21 protein-coding genes are annotated in these 15,902 nt (G+C 68.7%); 3 read left to right on the top strand and 18 right to left on the bottom strand.

All coding sequences use genetic code 11. From position 1 onward, the window contains the following. Window positions 1-27 precede the first annotated feature (27 nt). The 15 genes from AC4BDD_RS24990 to AC4BDD_RS24920 all read right to left on the bottom strand — a co-directional run bounded on the left by AC4BDD_RS24990 (window position 28) and on the right by AC4BDD_RS24920 (window position 11,657). The gene (locus tag AC4BDD_RS24990) at window positions 28-1,566 is read right to left on the bottom strand and encodes a restriction endonuclease fold toxin-2 domain-containing protein (protein WP_490687701.1); all 1,539 of its coding nucleotides are present in this window, start codon (window positions 1,564-1,566) and stop codon (window positions 28-30) included. Window positions 1,567-1,842: 276 nt separating this feature from the next. After that, window positions 1,843-2,340, bottom strand: coding sequence for a DUF7426 family protein (locus AC4BDD_RS24985; protein WP_490687700.1), 498 nt, complete (start codon window positions 2,338-2,340; stop codon window positions 1,843-1,845). Continuing rightward, window positions 2,340-2,819 (bottom strand): phage tail tube protein, encoded by a 480-nt coding sequence (locus AC4BDD_RS24980; protein ID WP_490687699.1) that lies wholly within the window; start codon window positions 2,817-2,819, stop codon window positions 2,340-2,342. Before AC4BDD_RS24980 ends, AC4BDD_RS24985 begins: the two co-directional genes overlap by 1 nt. Before the next feature lie 14 nt (window positions 2,820-2,833). Further along, window positions 2,834-3,265, bottom strand: coding sequence for a minor capsid protein (locus AC4BDD_RS24975; RefSeq protein WP_490687698.1), 432 nt, complete (start codon window positions 3,263-3,265; stop codon window positions 2,834-2,836). Continuing rightward, complete coding sequence (locus AC4BDD_RS24970) at window positions 3,262-3,615, bottom strand: hypothetical protein (protein WP_490687697.1); 354 nt, start codon at window positions 3,613-3,615, stop codon at window positions 3,262-3,264. The genes AC4BDD_RS24975 and AC4BDD_RS24970 overlap by 4 nt, the downstream gene beginning before the upstream one ends. Then, complete coding sequence (locus tag AC4BDD_RS24965) at window positions 3,612-3,929, bottom strand: hypothetical protein (protein WP_490687696.1); 318 nt, start codon at window positions 3,927-3,929, stop codon at window positions 3,612-3,614. Before AC4BDD_RS24965 ends, AC4BDD_RS24970 begins: the two co-directional genes overlap by 4 nt. Further along, complete coding sequence (locus AC4BDD_RS24960; RefSeq protein ID WP_490687695.1) at window positions 3,926-4,345, bottom strand: head-tail connector protein; 420 nt, start codon at window positions 4,343-4,345, stop codon at window positions 3,926-3,928. Before AC4BDD_RS24960 ends, AC4BDD_RS24965 begins: the two co-directional genes overlap by 4 nt. Window positions 4,346-4,355: 10 nt before the next feature. Continuing rightward, complete coding sequence (locus tag AC4BDD_RS24955) at window positions 4,356-4,868, bottom strand: hypothetical protein (protein WP_490687694.1); 513 nt, start codon at window positions 4,866-4,868, stop codon at window positions 4,356-4,358. Further along, window positions 4,868-5,254 carry a hypothetical protein gene (locus AC4BDD_RS24950; RefSeq protein WP_490687693.1) on the bottom strand — a complete coding sequence of 129 codons (387 nt, stop codon included), beginning with the start codon at window positions 5,252-5,254 and terminating at the stop codon, window positions 4,868-4,870. Before AC4BDD_RS24950 ends, AC4BDD_RS24955 begins: the two co-directional genes overlap by 1 nt. Window positions 5,255-5,307: 53 nt before the next feature. Beyond that, on the bottom strand, window positions 5,308-6,258 hold the full coding sequence (locus tag AC4BDD_RS24945) for a major capsid protein (protein WP_490687692.1): 951 nt from the start codon (window positions 6,256-6,258) through the stop codon (window positions 5,308-5,310). Between the two features lie 13 nt (window positions 6,259-6,271). After that, complete coding sequence (locus AC4BDD_RS24940) at window positions 6,272-7,078, bottom strand: hypothetical protein (RefSeq protein WP_490687691.1); 807 nt, start codon at window positions 7,076-7,078, stop codon at window positions 6,272-6,274. A 192-nt stretch (window positions 7,079-7,270) separates the two neighbouring features. Next, the gene (locus tag AC4BDD_RS24935; RefSeq protein ID WP_490687690.1) at window positions 7,271-8,401 is read right to left on the bottom strand and encodes a phage minor capsid protein; all 1,131 of its coding nucleotides are present in this window, start codon (window positions 8,399-8,401) and stop codon (window positions 7,271-7,273) included. Beyond that, entirely contained in the window at window positions 8,352-9,920 is a 1,569-nt protein-coding gene (locus tag AC4BDD_RS24930; protein ID WP_490687689.1) for a phage portal protein, read from the bottom strand. The genes AC4BDD_RS24935 and AC4BDD_RS24930 overlap by 50 nt, the downstream gene beginning before the upstream one ends. Beyond that, complete coding sequence (locus tag AC4BDD_RS24925; RefSeq protein WP_490687688.1) at window positions 9,920-11,194, bottom strand: PBSX family phage terminase large subunit; 1,275 nt, start codon at window positions 11,192-11,194, stop codon at window positions 9,920-9,922. Before AC4BDD_RS24925 ends, AC4BDD_RS24930 begins: the two co-directional genes overlap by 1 nt. Next, window positions 11,181-11,657 (bottom strand): helix-turn-helix domain-containing protein, encoded by a 477-nt coding sequence (locus AC4BDD_RS24920; protein WP_490687687.1) that lies wholly within the window; start codon window positions 11,655-11,657, stop codon window positions 11,181-11,183. Before AC4BDD_RS24920 ends, AC4BDD_RS24925 begins: the two co-directional genes overlap by 14 nt. Before the next feature lie 346 nt (window positions 11,658-12,003). Between AC4BDD_RS24920 and AC4BDD_RS24915 the strand changes: the two genes are divergently transcribed. Together AC4BDD_RS24915 and AC4BDD_RS24910 are read left to right on the top strand one after the other, a co-directional pair. Beyond that, the gene (locus tag AC4BDD_RS24915) at window positions 12,004-12,705 is read left to right on the top strand and encodes a hypothetical protein (RefSeq protein WP_490687686.1); all 702 of its coding nucleotides are present in this window, start codon (window positions 12,004-12,006) and stop codon (window positions 12,703-12,705) included. A gap of 78 nt (window positions 12,706-12,783) precedes the next feature. Next, the gene (locus AC4BDD_RS24910) at window positions 12,784-13,218 is read left to right on the top strand and encodes a hypothetical protein (RefSeq protein ID WP_490687685.1); all 435 of its coding nucleotides are present in this window, start codon (window positions 12,784-12,786) and stop codon (window positions 13,216-13,218) included. 360 nt (window positions 13,219-13,578) lie between these two features. Here the strand turns inward: AC4BDD_RS24910 and AC4BDD_RS24905 are convergent, their stop codons facing one another. The 3 genes from AC4BDD_RS24905 to AC4BDD_RS24895 all read right to left on the bottom strand — a co-directional run bounded on the left by AC4BDD_RS24905 (window position 13,579) and on the right by AC4BDD_RS24895 (window position 15,241). Beyond that, a complete protein-coding gene (locus AC4BDD_RS24905; RefSeq protein ID WP_490687684.1) occupies window positions 13,579-14,145 on the bottom strand; it encodes a hypothetical protein in 567 nt (188 codons plus the stop codon). Between the two features lie 137 nt (window positions 14,146-14,282). Beyond that, window positions 14,283-14,672, bottom strand: a complete 390-nt coding sequence (locus AC4BDD_RS24900; protein WP_490687683.1) for a hypothetical protein — start codon at window positions 14,670-14,672, stop codon at window positions 14,283-14,285. Window positions 14,673-14,824: 152 nt separating this feature from the next. Next, on the bottom strand, window positions 14,825-15,241 hold the full coding sequence (locus AC4BDD_RS24895) for a hypothetical protein (RefSeq protein ID WP_490687682.1): 417 nt from the start codon (window positions 15,239-15,241) through the stop codon (window positions 14,825-14,827). Window positions 15,242-15,461: 220 nt separating this feature from the next. On the opposite strand from AC4BDD_RS24895, the gene AC4BDD_RS24890 reads away from it, so the two are divergent. Then, on the top strand, window positions 15,462-15,881 hold the full coding sequence (locus AC4BDD_RS24890) for a hypothetical protein (RefSeq protein ID WP_490687681.1): 420 nt from the start codon (window positions 15,462-15,464) through the stop codon (window positions 15,879-15,881). Window positions 15,882-15,902 lie beyond the last annotated feature (21 nt).

Here is a 15,902-nt window from a genome sequence, read left to right as displayed (position 1 = left end):
GCTCCAGGAGGTTGCTGTTGGCGGTGGTCAGGGGACGTAGCGGGCGTAGCCTTTGACGCCGTAGGCGGCCATCATCACACGCCAGTAGGCGACGGATTCCGGGTTGTTCGTTACCGTCTCGACCCCTCGCATCTCGGTATTCCGAGGGTCTTTCAGAGCCGCGGCATACTTCGTGAGTTCCTTGCGATCCGGATCGTAAAGGAACGCCTTCTTGCGAGTCTCGTGGTTCTTGCGGAGTTCATCGAGGGAGCGGTAGCACGTCCTTTTGGGGTTGTTGACATACTTTGCCTCGATGGCCATGCCATCGCTCTCGCGGAAGCCGTCGACCATCAGTGTGTTGCTCTTGCTAATCCCAGGAGGGATGGGTACTTCGTATTCGGGGTATCCGGCCACGCGTTTCTGGTAGGCGATCTCGGCGGGACGGCCGCCAGAGACATCACCGGCCCGCAGGGAGCTCAGCCAGGTGCGGAACTTCTGCTGCTGGCTGATGGTGAGTTGTGGAAAGCGGGGCTCGGGGGGTGCGGGCGGCGGGATTGGCTGCACGCGTGGGCCGTTCGGCGGTCGATAGACCGCCGGGACGAGGACGGGCACACGGACCAGCGGGGCCAAGGGAGCCGGCAGCTCCAGATGGAAGCCGCCGCCATCGGGCTGCGGCATCGGGACACGCCCTTTGGAGCTGTCCAACGCATGCGGAATGTTGCCGAGCGCTGCGATACGGACGTCGCTGCTGATCAGCTCATGGAGACCTCCATCGTGTCCCTCACCGCCGAGCTGGGGCTCCTCCCAGGGCAGCAGGTGCTCGCCCAAGAGCGGGTCGGACTCTCCGGGGATCCGCTTCAGGGCCGTATCGACGTGGTCCGCATAGGCGTCACACGCGTTGGCGATCATCTTGCAGGCCGTGGGCAGGTTGGCCATAAGGGTCTCGTCCTCGCCCACGAGGACCGGCGGCGGATTCTTACCGACGAAGGTCTTGAAGAAGCTCTGGGCAGCGTCCGCCGTTTCACCAGCCTGATCGAGAGTGGCTGTCCTCCAGGCGGTGTCGGAGTCCCAATAGGCGTCCTCGAGGATCTTCGCCGCGTCACGCCAGCTTTTCGCCACGCGACGGAGTTTGCTGCGCTCACCACGAAACCGCTGGTTCCACAGGTATTGGTCGGCGAAGCTCGTCTCGCCCACAACATCGGGCAGGTCTTCAGCCCTGTGACTGGCACGCGGGTTGCAGTCTGGTCCGGACGGCCGCTCGCTGAAATCGGCAGGCCCTGGACTCTGGCTGAGCAGAGAGGCGGCGATCTTGCTCTCTTGCTCAAGAAAATCCTCGGCGACCACCACCAGCGTGCCGGCCCCAGTGGCCATGACCTGGTGTGCGTAGCCGGCATGCTCGAAGACGGACTTCACCGCTGGTGTGTACACCGCGGCGAACGCACGGCCGGCATCGTCATCGCCTGCCATGCCACCGTTCGCGTCGAGCTCGGCAAAGAGCAAGCCGATCATGTCGTAGATCAAGTCCCGCAGGCCCACCAGGGACCACGAGGCGTTGACGAAGTTCCCGGCCTGATGCTGAAGATCCAACGTCCCCTCCCCGCATGACGCTCCAACACCACGTGCACCGTACACGCTCACGGAGGCACCCTCACTGGATGGCTGCCTAACGAGACGTCACACCGGGGCTGGAGGGCTCGAACCACCGGGCGGTACGGCATTCAGCCGACAGCAGGCCGAGGATACGCAGTCGGAGCCATCGCCAGGAGCGATTCCGGAGGGCGCCAGGGACGCCGAGGTCGACTCCGTAGATTTCGTGCATGTCGCACTCGATGAGCGGCCACTGCTCCAGCAGGGCCGCCCAGGTCAGGTCCTCGCGGCCTTGGGGGCGCTCTCGCCATCCTTGGGGGCGTTCGTACCACTCGTAGAGCCCCGTTTCCGGGTCGACTTCGCCGCAGCCGATCCATTCTTCTTGGCTCGGCGTGCTGCCCGGTTCGGGGCCAGCTGAGAAGGGTCCCCGGCCGCCTTCCAGTACCGTTCGGCGGCCTCAGAGCCGGAGACGATCCAGAACATCGCCGTCAGCCCGGCGTGGCGCAGCCTCGTCCACTTCACGCCATCGGCGAGCAGCTGCTCGAAGACCGGTCCGAGGCACAGCCGGAGCAGGTCCTGCTCCTCTTCGTCGTCCAGCAGAGTCGTGTCGACCGCCTCACCGCCGGCCATCATGCGGGTGGCCAGGGTGACGATGCGCTGCACTTTCAGCCCGTCCTCAGCGGTCGGGCTCGGGACGCGGTACGTCTTCCCCTGGATGGGCAGTTCCAGCGCGTCATCCAGCAGCTCATCCAGGGCCTCGAATCGCAGCGCCATCACGCCGCCAGGGGGTTCGGGATCTGGAGCAGCGGGCCGTTACCGGTCAGCGTGACCTCCACGGCGTCCAGGGCGGTGGCTTCGCCGCCCTCGGGCGCCCAGGTGACCAGAGCGCTGCCCTGGTACGCCTCCGGCAGCCCGTTGCGGTCCATCCACCGCACCGACACCTCGGAGTCGGCGCCCCATGCGAAGGCGGTGGCGCGCAGCTTCTCGTGCACCGGGTGGTAGGTGGTGGAGTCCGCGGAGATCTTCCGGTTGAACTTCACGGTGAGCTTCCACGCCTGCCCGGTCTTGGTGTTGCCCGCCCAGCCGTCGTCTTCGTAGACGCTGGAGTCCTCGTGGTTCGGCTCGTACTCCGGCTGGAACTCGGTGATCGCCGGGCACAGCTTCCAGTCGGGCGCCTCCGGGGTGCCCATGTTGACCTCCAAGCGCCACCGGCGCGCCAGCGCGGTGACCGGGGTCGGGGTCGGTGTCGACATGAAGCGGCTCCCTTCTACTCGTACGCGTTGGCTGCGCTCCGGCTGGTGCGCAGGTAGTAGTTGGCGGACAGCTCCATACGGCCGTGGGCGTCCTGCCCGAGCAGGGCCTGGGACTGCCGCCAGCACAGGGCTACGTGTACGCCTCCGGCCGTGAAGTGCTCGCGCCCGTGAAGGAGGTCGAACACGGCGCCGGCCAGCTGCTCGACCTCACGCGGGTCCCGGCCGGCGCGGATGCGCGCCTGCACGCCCGTGATGGCATCCGTCAGGTGGGTGTCTTCGACCGGGTACGGGGTGAGGGTGATGATCCGGTCCGGGCTGTCCGGCACGACCGCGATCGTGATGCCGGTGTCGGTGGCGGCGTAGATGCCGTCGGGCCGGTAGCTGGCGATGCCGGCGTCGGCGATGAGCGCGGCGAGCCCGTCGACCAGGGCGACGGTGTAGTTCATCGCAGCCACCGGCGGAGCTCGGCGGCGATGATCTGCGCGACCCGCTGCCGCTCGCGGTTCATCGGGTCTTCCAGGTACTTCGCCTTCCGGCCCGGCGCGTGCTGCCACGTGATCTCTTCGTGCTGGCGGCGGGCATAGACAGTGTCGTAGCTGACGGCGGCCGTCAGCGTCCCGTCATCGACCGTCGCCTTCCCCGAGCGCTCCAGCGTGCCCTCGTCCAGCGGCACTTCCTTCTTCGACTCGGCCAGCACGTGCTCGGCAGCCAGGTGCACGCCGCGGGCGGCACGGCGACGGCCGCCGCTGGTCCACAGGCGACGGCCGTTGTAGGTCAGGCGGGTGTACTGGCTCATTCCAGCTGCATCTCCAGATGATCAGGGGTAGGCATGCTGCCGCCGTCGCGGCGTAGCGCGGCGATGACGGTCGTCCGGCGCCCGTCGGGCAGCGTCACGAGGGACCCGGCTGGCGCCGCCGTGGACAGCGGGCAGTAGGCGGTGCTGGTAGATGTGACGTCGTCGCCGGACGGGGAGCGGACCATGCGCGTGGCCTGGTCCAGGAAGCATCGGACGCTGACGGGCGCGGCGTGCACCGGCCCGTAGGGCCCCTGTCCCGTCAGCGCCTCAACGGTGATGCGGTGCCGCAGCAGCCACCCGGGGACGCCGCTCACCAGGTCGTCACGTCCCCGAGCCGGAAGATGTCGGGGGTGAGGTCCGGCGAGCGGAGCGTGTCCCACACCTGCGGGGCGATCTGCCGGGCCGGGGAGTCCTCGCCGCTGACGCCCGTCACCGACCGGGACAGCTGTACCGATCCGATGCTGACCGAGCCCCACCCGGCACCGGCCGCGCCAAGGGAATCGCCCAGCTCCGCCCACCATTCGACCTGCGCGCACGCCGCGTCTCGGACGGCCGCGCGCACCGAGGGGTGGGTGGGCATCCCGTCGTCATCCACCTCATACCAGCACAGCCGCAGAAGTTGGGCATCCAGCATCCGTGATGCCTTCGCCAGCAGGACGCCAGCGTCCGTCGGCGGGGGCTGCCCAGCGTAGTTCTGGTAGTCCGTGGGGGTGGCGTAGATGTGCGCCACCGGCCACCTCCTAAGCGGATGCGCCGATGAGGACGATGTCGTACGTCACCGCGCTTCCAGCGCCACCGTTGGCAACGCGGAGCTGGTCGGCGGTGCCGGGTGTCACTGAGTACGCGGTGGCGTCCGCCTCGCCCGCGATGACCGCGAGCGTGCCGCCAGGCCGGACGGTCGTCGTGTGCGTGGCTCCGCCGGCCCAGGAGATGAAGCCGTTTGCGGCCGCGCCGCCGACGATGACGTTGTTGGTGTTCCCGGCGGCCGCCATGACGATCAGGCCCTTGATGCGGGCGAAGGTGATCGGCTGCCCGAAGGGATCGAGGAGGGCGCCGGCCAGGTCGAGGTCTTCGGACGCCCCGGCGGCGAGGGTGCGCCGGTCGTGGAAGAGGCGGTCGGCCCGGCCCGCGCCGGTTCCGTCAGCGAGCGTCACGGCCCGCCGCAGCGCCAGCGGCACCGTCCCGGTCGCCAGGTCCAGGGTGGCTGTCAGTTCGGCCGACGCCGACACCGACAAGGTGCTGTGCAGGCCCATCAGATGGCTCCGTAGGCGTCGATGAGCTGGTCGCGGGTCATGCTGTCGATGGCGTCCAGCTCCTCCGCGCCCTCAGCCACCGTGCGGGCGTACTCCGCCCACTCGGCCTTGGGCGCGGATCGTCCCGGCGGCTGCGGGCCCTCCAGCGGCGGCGAAAGCGGCAGGGCGTCGCTGGCCCGCGGGCCGGGGGCCGACCCGGACGCGGTGGGTTCGGTGGTGGCCAGCTGCCTGCGCTGGGGCCGGTTGAGTACGCCGTCGGCGACCAGCTCGGGCAGCGGCTCGCCGTCGCGCACGCGCACCCAGTTGGTGAGGGCGTCGAGCCGGGCGTTCGGCCGCTCGAAGACGGCGGTGTCGCCGGTGTGCCGGTTGTAGTAGCGGATGGTCATCCGTCCTGTCCTCTCCAGGCTTGAGCCCACCCGCACGCGGGCGGGCGCAGGGGTCAGGCCGCGTCCGGGCCCTTGATCAGGACGGCGCGGTTGGCGTCCAGGGTCTTCGTGCCGTACAGGCAGTCGACGGAGACAACCATCTGCTTCTTGTTCATGTCGTAGTCGTAGACCACCCGCAGACCGAACCCCTTGTAGGTTTCGATCGCCGCGTCCTTCGCGCCGGGCGGCAGCTCCAGCGGCCGGAACGCGAGCGCGAACGCGGTCTTGTGGAAAGCCACGTTCACCTCGGTCATCGGCTGACCAGAGGGCGGGTTCGACGCGGGCTGACCGACGTTCTGCGTCATGTACGGGTCGAAGCCGGAGGTGCGGGACCCCAGCGACGCCTCCAGCAGCCCCTCGGTGGAGCCGCGCCGGTCAGCCTGCCGCCAGGTCTTCTCGGCCGTCCAGAACGCCTTCGTCGTCGGCCCCACCACAACGCGCCGGTCCAGCGTGGGGACCTTGACCTTGTCCAGCACCGCGCCGGCCTGAATCAGCACCCGCGAGTCGGAGTAGGGGTAGTTGCCGTTGTAGCCGTTGTAGTCCTCACCCGCAGCGTTCAGCGCCACCGCGCCGACTTCCTGCACCACGTCGTCGCGAAGGGAGAGGATGTCGCGGTCGATCTTCTGCGCGATCGCCTCCATCGCCGGGGTCAGCAGCTGCTCGTCGAAGTCCTCGATCTTCAGCGTCATCTCCTCGGAGGTGACCGCGAACGAGACGTCGGCGAAGTGGTTCAAGGTCATCGGGATGCCGGACTCGGTGGCGTTCTGCACCGTGATCCCGGCGGCCCGGTTGTACTCCTGGGCAGTGAACACCGCGGGCTTGCGGATGTTGATCGCGTCACCCTGCTTGCGGCCGAATTCCGGCTCGTAGTCACGGTGCACCAGCGGCGCCATGACGGTGGTCTCGTACAGGTTCGCCAGCGCCTGCTGGGCGATCACCTGCGCGGTCAGGAACGTGTTGGCCATGGTGGTACCTCTCCTATCCGGCGCGGCGCTTCCGGCGCGCGGCTCGGATCTGGTCGATGTCGTTGCCGGTCGCGGGGCTGTCGGGCTCGCCGGCCCCGCCGGTCATCTCGCCCGAGGCGGACGCGGGCGGCGGGCCGGCAGCGGCCAGCTTGGGGTTGTCGGCCACGGCCTGCTTGATCGCGTCGGACACCTTCTTCGCGAAACCGTCCGCCGTCGGATCCAGGCCGTGCAGCTTGGCCAGGAACGCGCGGGAGTCGGTGAGCGCGGCGGGATCGGCGCCGTGCCTGGCCGCGCCCTTGTACACGGCCAGCTCCACCGCGGTCTCCCGGTGCGCGGCGGTGGTCCGCTCGATCTCGGCGGTGAGCTTCGCCGGGTCCGGCGGGGTGTCCTTCTCGTCCTGGACCAGGCCCAGGGCGCGGCCCAGCTCCTGTACGAGGCTGGCCTTCGCCTCCTCCGCCGCCTGCCGCTTGGCGTCCGTGCGCGCCTTGCCCGCTTCCTTCCGGGCGGCCTCCAGCTCCTTGGTGAGCCGGGCGACCTGCGCGGCCGGATCCTCCCCCATGGACTTGGGCACCCTGGCGTGCACGGACTTCTCCGTCGTGGAGTCGGAGTGGCTACCGGTGGCGTCGGCCTGGTCGTCCCTGCCCCCGCTGCCGGGGGCATCGGCGCCCTCGCCGGGGTCGGTCCCGCTCCCGTCGCCCCCAGCCTGCGAGCCGTCGCCGTCCCCACCGTCGGCGTACCAGTACGGGGAGAGCGGGCCGGTGGCGTAAGGATGTGCCCAGCCGGCGCAATACCGGCGACGAGCGAGGTGGTGCGTACGCATGTCGAGCCCTCCTGGGGCGCGTCGGGGCCGGCTCCTGGCCGACCGCGGTGTGCTCGGCCCCGGTGGGGCGCTAAGAGTTCCGGCCCGCTCCTGGCGCGCCGGAGGGAATGGGAAAGGGCCCGCCGTGGCGGGCTGGCCCGGATGCCGAGGTCCTGCCCCCCCCCCCCCCCGACGTCGCGTAGTGCCATCCAGTCAGCCCAGGGAAGGCACTGAGGAGAGCTGTTCGCGCTCCCGCTTGCGGCGCAGACCCCTGACCTCGGTCAGCTCGCGGATTCGGGCTTGGTACTCCCGCACGCGCCGGTTCGCCTGCCGCCGCGCGTCATCGTCCATCGCGGCGGCAGCGACACGCTTCCAGCGGCGTACCTGGCGTTCCAGGTACCGCTGGTGCTGGGTATCTTCGTAGGTGGCGCCGCGGGGATGTGGCGGCGCCACCGGGCGTGTGGTGATGCCGGGCAGGAAGGCTGACAGGCTGTGCCGGCAGTTCGGGTGGAACAAGCCCTGCGCGCGGGCTTCCAGCAGGGTGCCGACGACGTGGACACGCACCATCCGGCCGTCCTCGGTGGCGTGCTCCACGCTGACCGTGCGCGGGCCTGGCTCGCCGTTCAGCGCGAGCACTTCGCCCTCCCACGGGGCGCACAGCGGGCACTCCAACGGCGCGTCCGAGACGACGACCAGGCCGACGCCCAGACCGGCGAGCACGTCCGTGTGGCCCTCGATCGCCGCGCGTGCGGTCACGGACCGCACGGCCATCTCCGCGTATGAGGCGAGATTCCAGGACCGGCCGGCCTTGTCCACGAACCCGGTGATCCCGCGCCGGGCGAAGTCGTTCAGCGCGCGTTGGGACGCCTGGCGCCGGGTTTCGGTGCCCAGCAGCACCCCGCCGGTCACCCGGGCCACGACCGACCGGAAGGTGTCCATGACGGCGCGGGTGATCCGCGCGTACAGCGGCCGGGCGTCGCGTGCGTAGGAGGCGGCCAGGCGGTCCACGGCGGCTGCGCCCGGCGTGTGCCGCAGCACGAACCGCTCATGTCCCGTGGGCAGGGCGCCCAGTTCGGTGACCGCGGCCTGCTGCCCGCGCCCGTATGCCTCGGCCAGGGCCTGGCGGACCGTGCCGTCCGCATCCTGCTCCAGAGCGGTCGAGACGTCCTCCACAGCGCGCCGCAGGTCGCCGACGGCGGCGAGCTTCAGCTCCGCCCACGCCGGGGACTCCAGGCCGGCCGCCAGGGCAGCGGCGAGGCGCTCCACCAGGGTGAGTTCGGCGGCCTCGTACAGCTCACGGACCGAACGGGCGAGGTCCTCCGCCATCTCCGGCGACACGGGCATGTGCGGCCCCCTCTGCCCCCGTCATGAGCGGATCCGCGACCGCCCGGCCGGTCTCCGCCAGGATCCTGTCGGTCTCGGACTGCACGCGGGCTGCGTCCCAGTCGGGGTGCAGGGTCTCGACCATCACCTGCGTGCTCATCGCCTGCGCGCGCTGGAGCGTCTCCAAGGTCTGCGCGATGGTCAGCGCGTCCTCCTGCACGGAGTCGCCGAACCCGACCGTGGGCCGCTGCACCGTGACGCCGTTGCCGAACGCCTCACGGTCCACGGCCAGCAGCGCCTCCACCGCCTGAGCCAAGCCGGGCCGCCACTCCAAGACCTTGCTACCCCGGGTGGTCATCGACCGGCGTTCCCGCGCGTTCACCTCCGTGGCCGTGACCGCCACGTCGCCGCCTCGCCCGAAGGTCTGCGGGGAATACCCGGCCGAGCGCAGGATGGTGTCGATCCAGTGGTTCACCGAGTCCTCGTGCTCGCGGACCCGGATGGCGAACTGCACGATGGTGAGCTGACTGCCGCTGTCGCCGGCACGGGGCAGCATGTCCAGGCCGGAGTAGATCTCCTGGTCCGGGTTCCACGTGCCGCCGCGACCGGGGCCGGCGCTGGCCAGCATGCTGTTGGGCACGACCAACCGTCCCTTTGCCAGGCGGATGTCGCGCATCCAGGACGCGTAGACCTCATCCAGCGTGTCCAGCAGCGGCTCCACGCCCTCCAGATCCGACCGGCCGAGGGCGGCCAGCCGCGGGACGCCGCGCCATTTCCGGGCATTGGCGTTCGGGATGTACACCACGTCCAGCCGCGGGTAGCCGGTCGGGGCTGCGCCCTCGTCGTTGACGCGCTCGGCCAGGTGCGCGGTCCCGGGGTGCTCCTGGAGGGGCACGGCGTGACCGAGCCGGTCGTCCGTGCCCTGGTAGAGGCCGTGGTAGACCACGCCGGGCTCGTGCCGCTCCAGGTGGCGCAGCACGATGCCGTCCTCCTCGTGCAGCGTCCGCCAGAAGGTGACCGCCGCGAGGATGCCCCAACGGAATTCGGGGACGGCTCGGTCGGCGTGGACGGCGTCCAGCCATGGCCGGTCCCGCAGCGTCTTGTCGTAGACCGGCCGCAGGTACACGCCGCCGAGCGCGGCCGCCACCTCGGCCGCGGTGCGCAGCGCGGAGTGCATGCCGTCATCGGCCAGGGCGTCCAGCCGCTTCTGCGTCGCGTCGTCTTCCGCGAGGAACTGCGGGGCTTCGGAGAACAGCAGGTTCGCACTGGCGGCGCAGATGTCGCCGGCCAGGGGTACGTGGATGTGGGTGCGCCGCTCGCCGGGGGCCGGCGGGGTGCCCCACCACCAGCGTGCGATCCGCCCGGCCCAGCCGTGGGCGTACTGGATGGGCTTGGGCTGGGGGCCGGCCGCGCCGCCGCCGTAGAGGGCGGTGAGCCGGTCGGGATCGCCGCCGTACCAGGTGTCCCACTCGCCCATGGCCTTCAACGCGGGTCGCAGGTGCGGGGGCGGCCAGGGGATGTTGCGGTCGGGCAGGGACATCAGGCGGCCACCTCCAGGAGCATCGGGACGTGGGGCCGCCACAGGGCCTCGGTCGTACGGATGCCGTAGCGCAGCGCGTCAAGGCTGTGATCGTCCGCCTTGATCGGCTTGTCCTCGCCGCGCTGGGCGGCTTCGTCGTCCCAGGAGTAGCCGGGCAGCTCATCGATGAGCCCGGCACAGGACCGGTGGATGCGCAGCCGGTCGGCGGCGAGCAGCGCGGCGATGGTGCGGATGCCGTCCAGCACGGTGTTGTCGGCCGCGGTGACGCCGCTGACGCCGTCGCGGTGCAGCTGCTCGATGAAGCTGCTCGCGGACGGGTCCACGATCGTCCACTCCGGCGCGACACCCACCACGCCCGTGCGCGGCTCGGGAATGCCGGCCAGCCACTGCCGGCGGGCGGTGGAGTATTCGGCGTCAGTGAGCTGGCGGCGTGCGGCCCGGGAGTCGTGCCGGTACTCGCTGACGACGTACAGCCGCCCGTCGGCGCCGAGGCCGATGAGCAGGTCGGCGAAGGGGTTGACGGTGCCGTAGTCGATGGCGTCGCACAGCCACCGGTCGATGCGCGGCAGCTCATCCACTACGTGCCGGGACGCGTCGAACGCCTCGTAGATCGCGCCCTCGGACATGACCCACTGGCCGAGGATGAACCGCCGGTACCACAGGCCCGTGAACGCGGCCTTCATGCGGGCGACGTACTCCGCGCTCAGCGCGGGGTTGTCGCCCAAGGTGAAGTGCCAGGATCGGACGCCGATCTCCCCCGCCCGCCCCAGCCACTCCTTGCGCACCCAGTGGCCGGGGTTGTCGGGGTTGGTGGTCGCGAAGATCAGCGCGCCCGGCACCGACTGGCGGTCCACCAGCCGCTGGAAGAACGCACGCGGCAGCAGCGTCAGCTCATCGACATAGGCGCCGGCCCCAGTGAGGCCGCGCAGCCGTGCCTCCGCCGACGCGTCGTTCGCGGTGATGACCTCGACCGTGCGGCCCAGGATCGTCGCCCGGCCGGCGCCGCGGGTGTACTGCACCAGCTTGGCCGCCGGCCCAAAGAGGCTGGGGTCCTGGAGCGGCCCGAAGACGTTGCGAGCCACGGTGTCGAAGGTCTTGCCGACGACGACCAGGGCGCCGCCGGCCGGGGCCTTCGCGACGTACATCAGCCAGCGCAGCAGGCTCGCGATCGTCTTGCCGGACCGGATCGAGCCTTCCCAGATGTTCAGCCAGGCCGTGCTGTGCGCGATGGATCGTTCCTGCTTCTCCGACAGCCGCAGCTCAGCCGTCCCCATGACGGTCTCGCAGCCGGTCGAACAACGACGTCAGCAGCGAGCCGACCTCACCCGTGCCGTCGTCGTGCTGCGGCGGGACCAGACGCAGGGACCGGTCGATCGCGGCCCCCGCAGCGGCCATCAGCGCCCGCTTGGCGTCCGCCGGCGGCTCGTCCACGGGCTGCTCCGCGTAGGTGTTGTCCCGGCCGCCGAAGGAGTACACGACGGTGGGCTGCCACATCTGCTCGGTCAGGCGCAGCGCGTCATCGGTGAGCGCCTCGGCCAGAACCGCCCGGCGCTCCGCCAGATCGGCCATGCGGGCCCGGGTCGCCTCCTCGGTCGCGGCCCGGTCGAAGGAGACTCCGAGGTCACGGGCGATCAGCGTGATGGTGCGGCCGGAGCGCTCCAGGCGCCGGGCGATCTCGTTGCGCGACAGACCGTCGGCGTGGAGCTGACGCACCAGCTCGCGGTCTTGCTGAGTCACGGGGCGCGGCATGGCTCACCCCCTGACGCTGCCGTGAAATGCGAACGACCCCCAGCGAAGTGGGGGTCGTTGATGGCTTGTTGGTGTCCGGGCACACCGGACGTGGGGCCCAGTATGTGGCAGGTCTGGTCCGTTTGCAACGAGGACATTCCGTGAGGCGTCGCTCACGCCTTCAGCTCCCCGGGCGCTGAGGGGCCTGCCTTGTCATGGCATGCGAGGTCTGTTGTGATCGTTCCTCAGATGTTGCTCAATTATCGGGTTTTTTCCTTCACGGCCATGATCACTCTGTGTTCTGATCAGATCACGCCGGTCACACAGGGGGGGCCGGGTCAATGAAGGAGCAACTTTGTCAGGCAGAGTTCGCGTCATCGCAGCCGCTGTTGGACTGATGGTCATGGGGGGTGTGGGGCCGGCCTTCGCGAACGAATCCAACCCGAAGGCGGACCCGGTCGGCCCGGCGCTCACAGCGCCGGGAGCGGACGTGGTGACCGATTCCGTGACGGACGCACCGAGTGCCGGCGTAGAGGCTGCACCGGATGGTGAGCTTGCTTCGCTGCCGGAGGATCTCGCGATACCCGGAGAGACGGATGGTCCGGATCTCGATGAGCCCAAGGTGCCGAGTGGTCGGTACTGTGAGCCGGGAACGGTCGTCCACATCACCAGGAACATGAAGAACACGATGGCCGTGAAGTACTCGACCTTCATACGCAACGACAAGTCTTACGCCGCGGACTTCAAGTTCACTTCGAAGAAGTCGGGAACGACGACAATCGGCACGTCTGTCACGGTGAGCGGCGAAGCGAAGATCTTGTTTTTGGGCAAGATCAAGACTGAGGTCAACGCCAACGCTAGCAAGAGCTGGACGTCCGAACTGGGCATTGAGGTCGGCGGCAAGGTGAAGGCCAGAAGCACCGTCTACGGTGACTACGGGATCATGAAGGAAAACGTGCGCGCGTACAAGGCGTACATGTACAGCAACTGCGAGTATGGCCAGAGGCAGGACATGACGGTGTGGGCCCCCTACCGTGAGGGCTGGATCCTCAAGTAGCGAGTCCACCCCAAACCAACCCTCAGTCCTGGTCCGGCTTCAGCCGGACCAGGACTGGGAGCCTTCCAGGAGGATCCGATGCGCCGTTACGCCACCGCTACAACCGCCCTGTTCATCGTCCTACTGGCTGCCGGATGCGGTGGTGAGGACGACAAGGACGCTGGCCATGCCGAGCCCAAACCCACCGCGACAAAGCCCGGTTCGGGACTCGACCTTCCCGCGAAAGCACGGATCCTGGTCCAGCCGACCTCAGGCACAGACGACGCCAAGCTCCCCCAGTTCAAGGTGGAAAAGGACGTCTACACCATCCACGCCAAGTGCGTAGGCAAAGGCAAAGTCACGATCGTTTACGGAAATAAGCCCAAAGACCGGCCCACCCCGGTCTCCTGCAACGCCCCCATCACGATCGGACGGGTCTACACGGACGCCAAATCCCAGTCCCTCGCCGTTCAGGTGAGCAGCGGCAACCCCCGCTGGACAATAGCTGTCGTCTCCGGAGCGCACAGCCTGTGAAACTCACAGACGCCGACTGGCGATCAGCCGCAGGACCCTCCAGACCCATCGGACGTGCGTTGATGCCCCTTACGCCCGCCTCCAACTCCTGACACCTGCTCTGGAAGGCGACACCGGCTGGCCGCCGGCGTCGCCTTCCAGCACCAGCTGGCCTCCCGCATTGTGGACATGATTCGGCCTGCCGTGTCAGCTCCGGCGCGCTCGATCCGTGCCACCGCGGCGGCCGAGACCGCTCGATCCCTCGAATCTGCGACCGCGTCGAGCGGCCAGCATGGACCGCCTCGCCGCAGTTCCGTTGTTGGAGCCACTGAGTGGCTCGTACAGCGGTGTCCACTGAGCGGGATCGGCAGAGTCAAGGGTTCAGGGCTGGTAGACGAACAGGTCGATAGCGTACGGCTGCGCGGTCCTCCAACGGACGTCGGCGATGGTCGCGGCCGGATTGGTGCGTGCCCAGTCAGCTGCCTGCTGGAGCGCGTCAGCGGGGGCGCCAGCCTTGAAGGTGATCACGGCTGGAGCTGCCGCGCTCTTACTGCTGGTGTTGCGTGGCTGCCGGTGCTCCGTGATGGTGGCGCCGTACCAGCGGTTCACGCCGTCGCTGGTGTCGTCCGGCTCGGGCCAGTGGCCGCGCGAGAGGGCGGACCGGATGGACACTGCCTGGAGGCCGATGCCGGCGTCCTCCAACTGCTGCGCGGTGTACAGACGGGTGGGCTCCAGCTCGATGGCAGGGCGTTCGGGGAACACCGCCCGGTACCACTCGTCCACGAGGTCCGGCGGGTACACGTACGAGCGGCCGCGCTTCTGGGGGAGGGGTTCGGGCCATTCAGGGTGGCGTGACCACTGGTTCCGCACGGTGGTCTCCGCGCGGTGGTAGCGCTCGGCGATCTCGCGCAGCGTCTCCCCTCTGGGGGTGGCGTCGTTGGCTACCATGGGTGGCCCGACCTTTCTTGAGGTTGTGGTGGTGACCGGCGGGGGTTTTGCGGCGGACATTCGCTGTCCGTGGGTTTCGGCCCGGCCCCCGCCGGTCCTTCATTCTGGGCCCCCGGCTGGGTGCCGGGGGCGATCGCTTACGTGAGCTTCCTCGTTTCCTGTGCCGCGAGCGTCAGGAACTCCCCAGCCAGCGCGAGGCTCTGCTGGATCTCGGTCACCGGGAGGTACTGCCGGTCCTCGGGGGGCGTGCGGTCCCAGTCCGACCGCAGGACGTCGAGCAGGCGCGCCGCCGTCAGCCAGTGCAGGGCTCCGGTGAAGATCGCGTGAGCCAGCCGGTGGCTGATCGTCTCATCCTCGATGATCCGAGTCATCCGCTTCACGGCCTGCACGACGATCATGTCAGTGACCGGCATGTCAGGCAGATTGATCGGGAGCGGTAGCTTCGAGCAGACCGTCACAAGCAATCCGTAGAAGCTTGAGAGGGCCTTTTCCAAGCTCGCAATCTGGGGGTCCGACTCATTGGCCATGTAGCCCGTCCTCTCTTGAGTTGTTGTGGTTGGCGAGGCCGGGGGTTTGCGGCCCCCTCCTCACAAGCATGATGATACAACGCAAGTGCAGTGAATCGCAACAGAAATGGGAGTGCCCCCGACTGGCCGTCGGGGGCACTTGGTCACTCTTGCTAATCCGAGACGATCGACTCTCCGAAGTCTTGGATGTCTACCCCCAGTTCGGAGGCGAGCGCACGCAGGGATTCCTCGGCGTGTGCGAGTGCGATCAGGATGGCGTGAACTCGCACATCCTCCCATCGGGTCAGCTGAACGCCGAGCAGGTCGAACGCTGTCAGCCAGTGAAGGCTGGCACCCCACACCCCCGCTTGGTGGTCTTCGCTGAGCGGCATATCGCTGACGATCTGAGTCAGGCGCTGCACGGCGGCAACCATCGCGTCGGGCCTCAGGCGCTCCCCGGTGGCCCGCCGGTTGTGGCCTGGCAGGCAGTGCGGGATTGGCAGTCCACTGCACACCCGGGTGAGAAGGTCGTAGACCCTCGCGGTCAGGTGGGTTAGCGCAAGGCTTTCGCCTTTATGTGCGTCGGACATTCTGGTCCTCTCTTGAGTTGTGGCGGTGGACGAGGAGTTTGCGGCCCCTCGCCCTTACATGCATCAGAATACATCGCTGCTGCACTAACTAGCAACACCCATCGATTGGGAGTTTGCGTTGCATCAAAGTGCACCCGTGTTGTATTGTTAAGCACGTCGATTCGGGGAGTGACAGCCCTGAAATCGGCGCCAGTTGAAAACTCCACAGAGAGAGGAAGTCATGGCGGACAACCATGACGAGAACTGGGAAGGGTTCACCTTCCTCGCCAGGCAGGTCCTGTATTCGTTCCTGTATATCCAGGCGGTATTGGAGGATTTGCCGGTTCCAGTGAGCGTCCCAGACTTCAACCCGACAGACAGTGACACTGTCCGAACGGTCCTGGAGTCCCTCGATCGGGCCCGCACCCTGGTCCCGGACGAGCCGATCCCCGAAGCGGCCGCGAAGGTGCTCACTGCGGTGATCCTCGAATGGCTCACCGCCTACGAGATCACCACGCTGGTGGCCACAGCCGGTGCCACACCCTGGCGGGTGGACAGCGCAACCGCCTCCCTGGCCCGGCTCAGCACCCTGCTCGAACTCTACGAAGAGCTTGAGCCGTCCCCCGACTCGAATGACGATCCGGAGGACAACAGGTCGTAAACCCAACCGCCCCCGGCCAGC

Source organism: Streptomyces sp. JLBT605, assembly GCF_058215555.1.
Note: the sequence above shows the minus strand (reverse complement) of the source record. Positions and strands in the feature narration are given on the sequence as shown.

Bases quoted from the DNA above. Each gene is read 5' to 3' on its own strand.
- AC4BDD_RS24910 (WP_490687685.1), top strand. From the start codon at position 12,784: ATGCGCCGTTACGCCACCGCTACAACCGCCCTGTTCATCGTCCTACTG.
- AC4BDD_RS24945 (WP_490687692.1), bottom strand. From the start codon at position 6,258: ATGGCCAACACGTTCCTGACCGCGCAGGTGATCGCCCAGCAGGCGCTG.
- AC4BDD_RS24940 (WP_490687691.1), bottom strand. From the start codon at position 7,078: ATGCGTACGCACCACCTCGCTCGTCGCCGGTATTGCGCCGGCTGGGCA.
- AC4BDD_RS24975 (WP_490687698.1), bottom strand. From the start codon at position 3,265: ATGAACTACACCGTCGCCCTGGTCGACGGGCTCGCCGCGCTCATCGCC.
- AC4BDD_RS24925 (WP_490687688.1), bottom strand. From the start codon at position 11,194: ATGGGGACGGCTGAGCTGCGGCTGTCGGAGAAGCAGGAACGATCCATC.
- AC4BDD_RS24900 (WP_490687683.1), bottom strand. From the start codon at position 14,672: ATGGCCAATGAGTCGGACCCCCAGATTGCGAGCTTGGAAAAGGCCCTC.
- AC4BDD_RS24890 (WP_490687681.1), top strand. From the start codon at position 15,462: ATGGCGGACAACCATGACGAGAACTGGGAAGGGTTCACCTTCCTCGCC.
- AC4BDD_RS24935 (WP_490687690.1), bottom strand. From the start codon at position 8,401: ATGCCCGTGTCGCCGGAGATGGCGGAGGACCTCGCCCGTTCGGTCCGT.
- AC4BDD_RS24985 (WP_490687700.1), bottom strand. From the start codon at position 2,340: ATGGCGCTGCGATTCGAGGCCCTGGATGAGCTGCTGGATGACGCGCTG.
- AC4BDD_RS24895 (WP_490687682.1), bottom strand. From the start codon at position 15,241: ATGTCCGACGCACATAAAGGCGAAAGCCTTGCGCTAACCCACCTGACC.
- AC4BDD_RS24950 (WP_490687693.1), bottom strand. From the start codon at position 5,254: ATGACCATCCGCTACTACAACCGGCACACCGGCGACACCGCCGTCTTC.
- AC4BDD_RS24955 (WP_490687694.1), bottom strand. From the start codon at position 4,868: ATGGGCCTGCACAGCACCTTGTCGGTGTCGGCGTCGGCCGAACTGACA.
- AC4BDD_RS24930 (WP_490687689.1), bottom strand. From the start codon at position 9,920: ATGTCCCTGCCCGACCGCAACATCCCCTGGCCGCCCCCGCACCTGCGA.
- AC4BDD_RS24905 (WP_490687684.1), bottom strand. From the start codon at position 14,145: ATGGTAGCCAACGACGCCACCCCCAGAGGGGAGACGCTGCGCGAGATC.
- AC4BDD_RS24980 (WP_490687699.1), bottom strand. From the start codon at position 2,819: ATGTCGACACCGACCCCGACCCCGGTCACCGCGCTGGCGCGCCGGTGG.
- AC4BDD_RS24970 (WP_490687697.1), bottom strand. From the start codon at position 3,615: ATGAGCCAGTACACCCGCCTGACCTACAACGGCCGTCGCCTGTGGACC.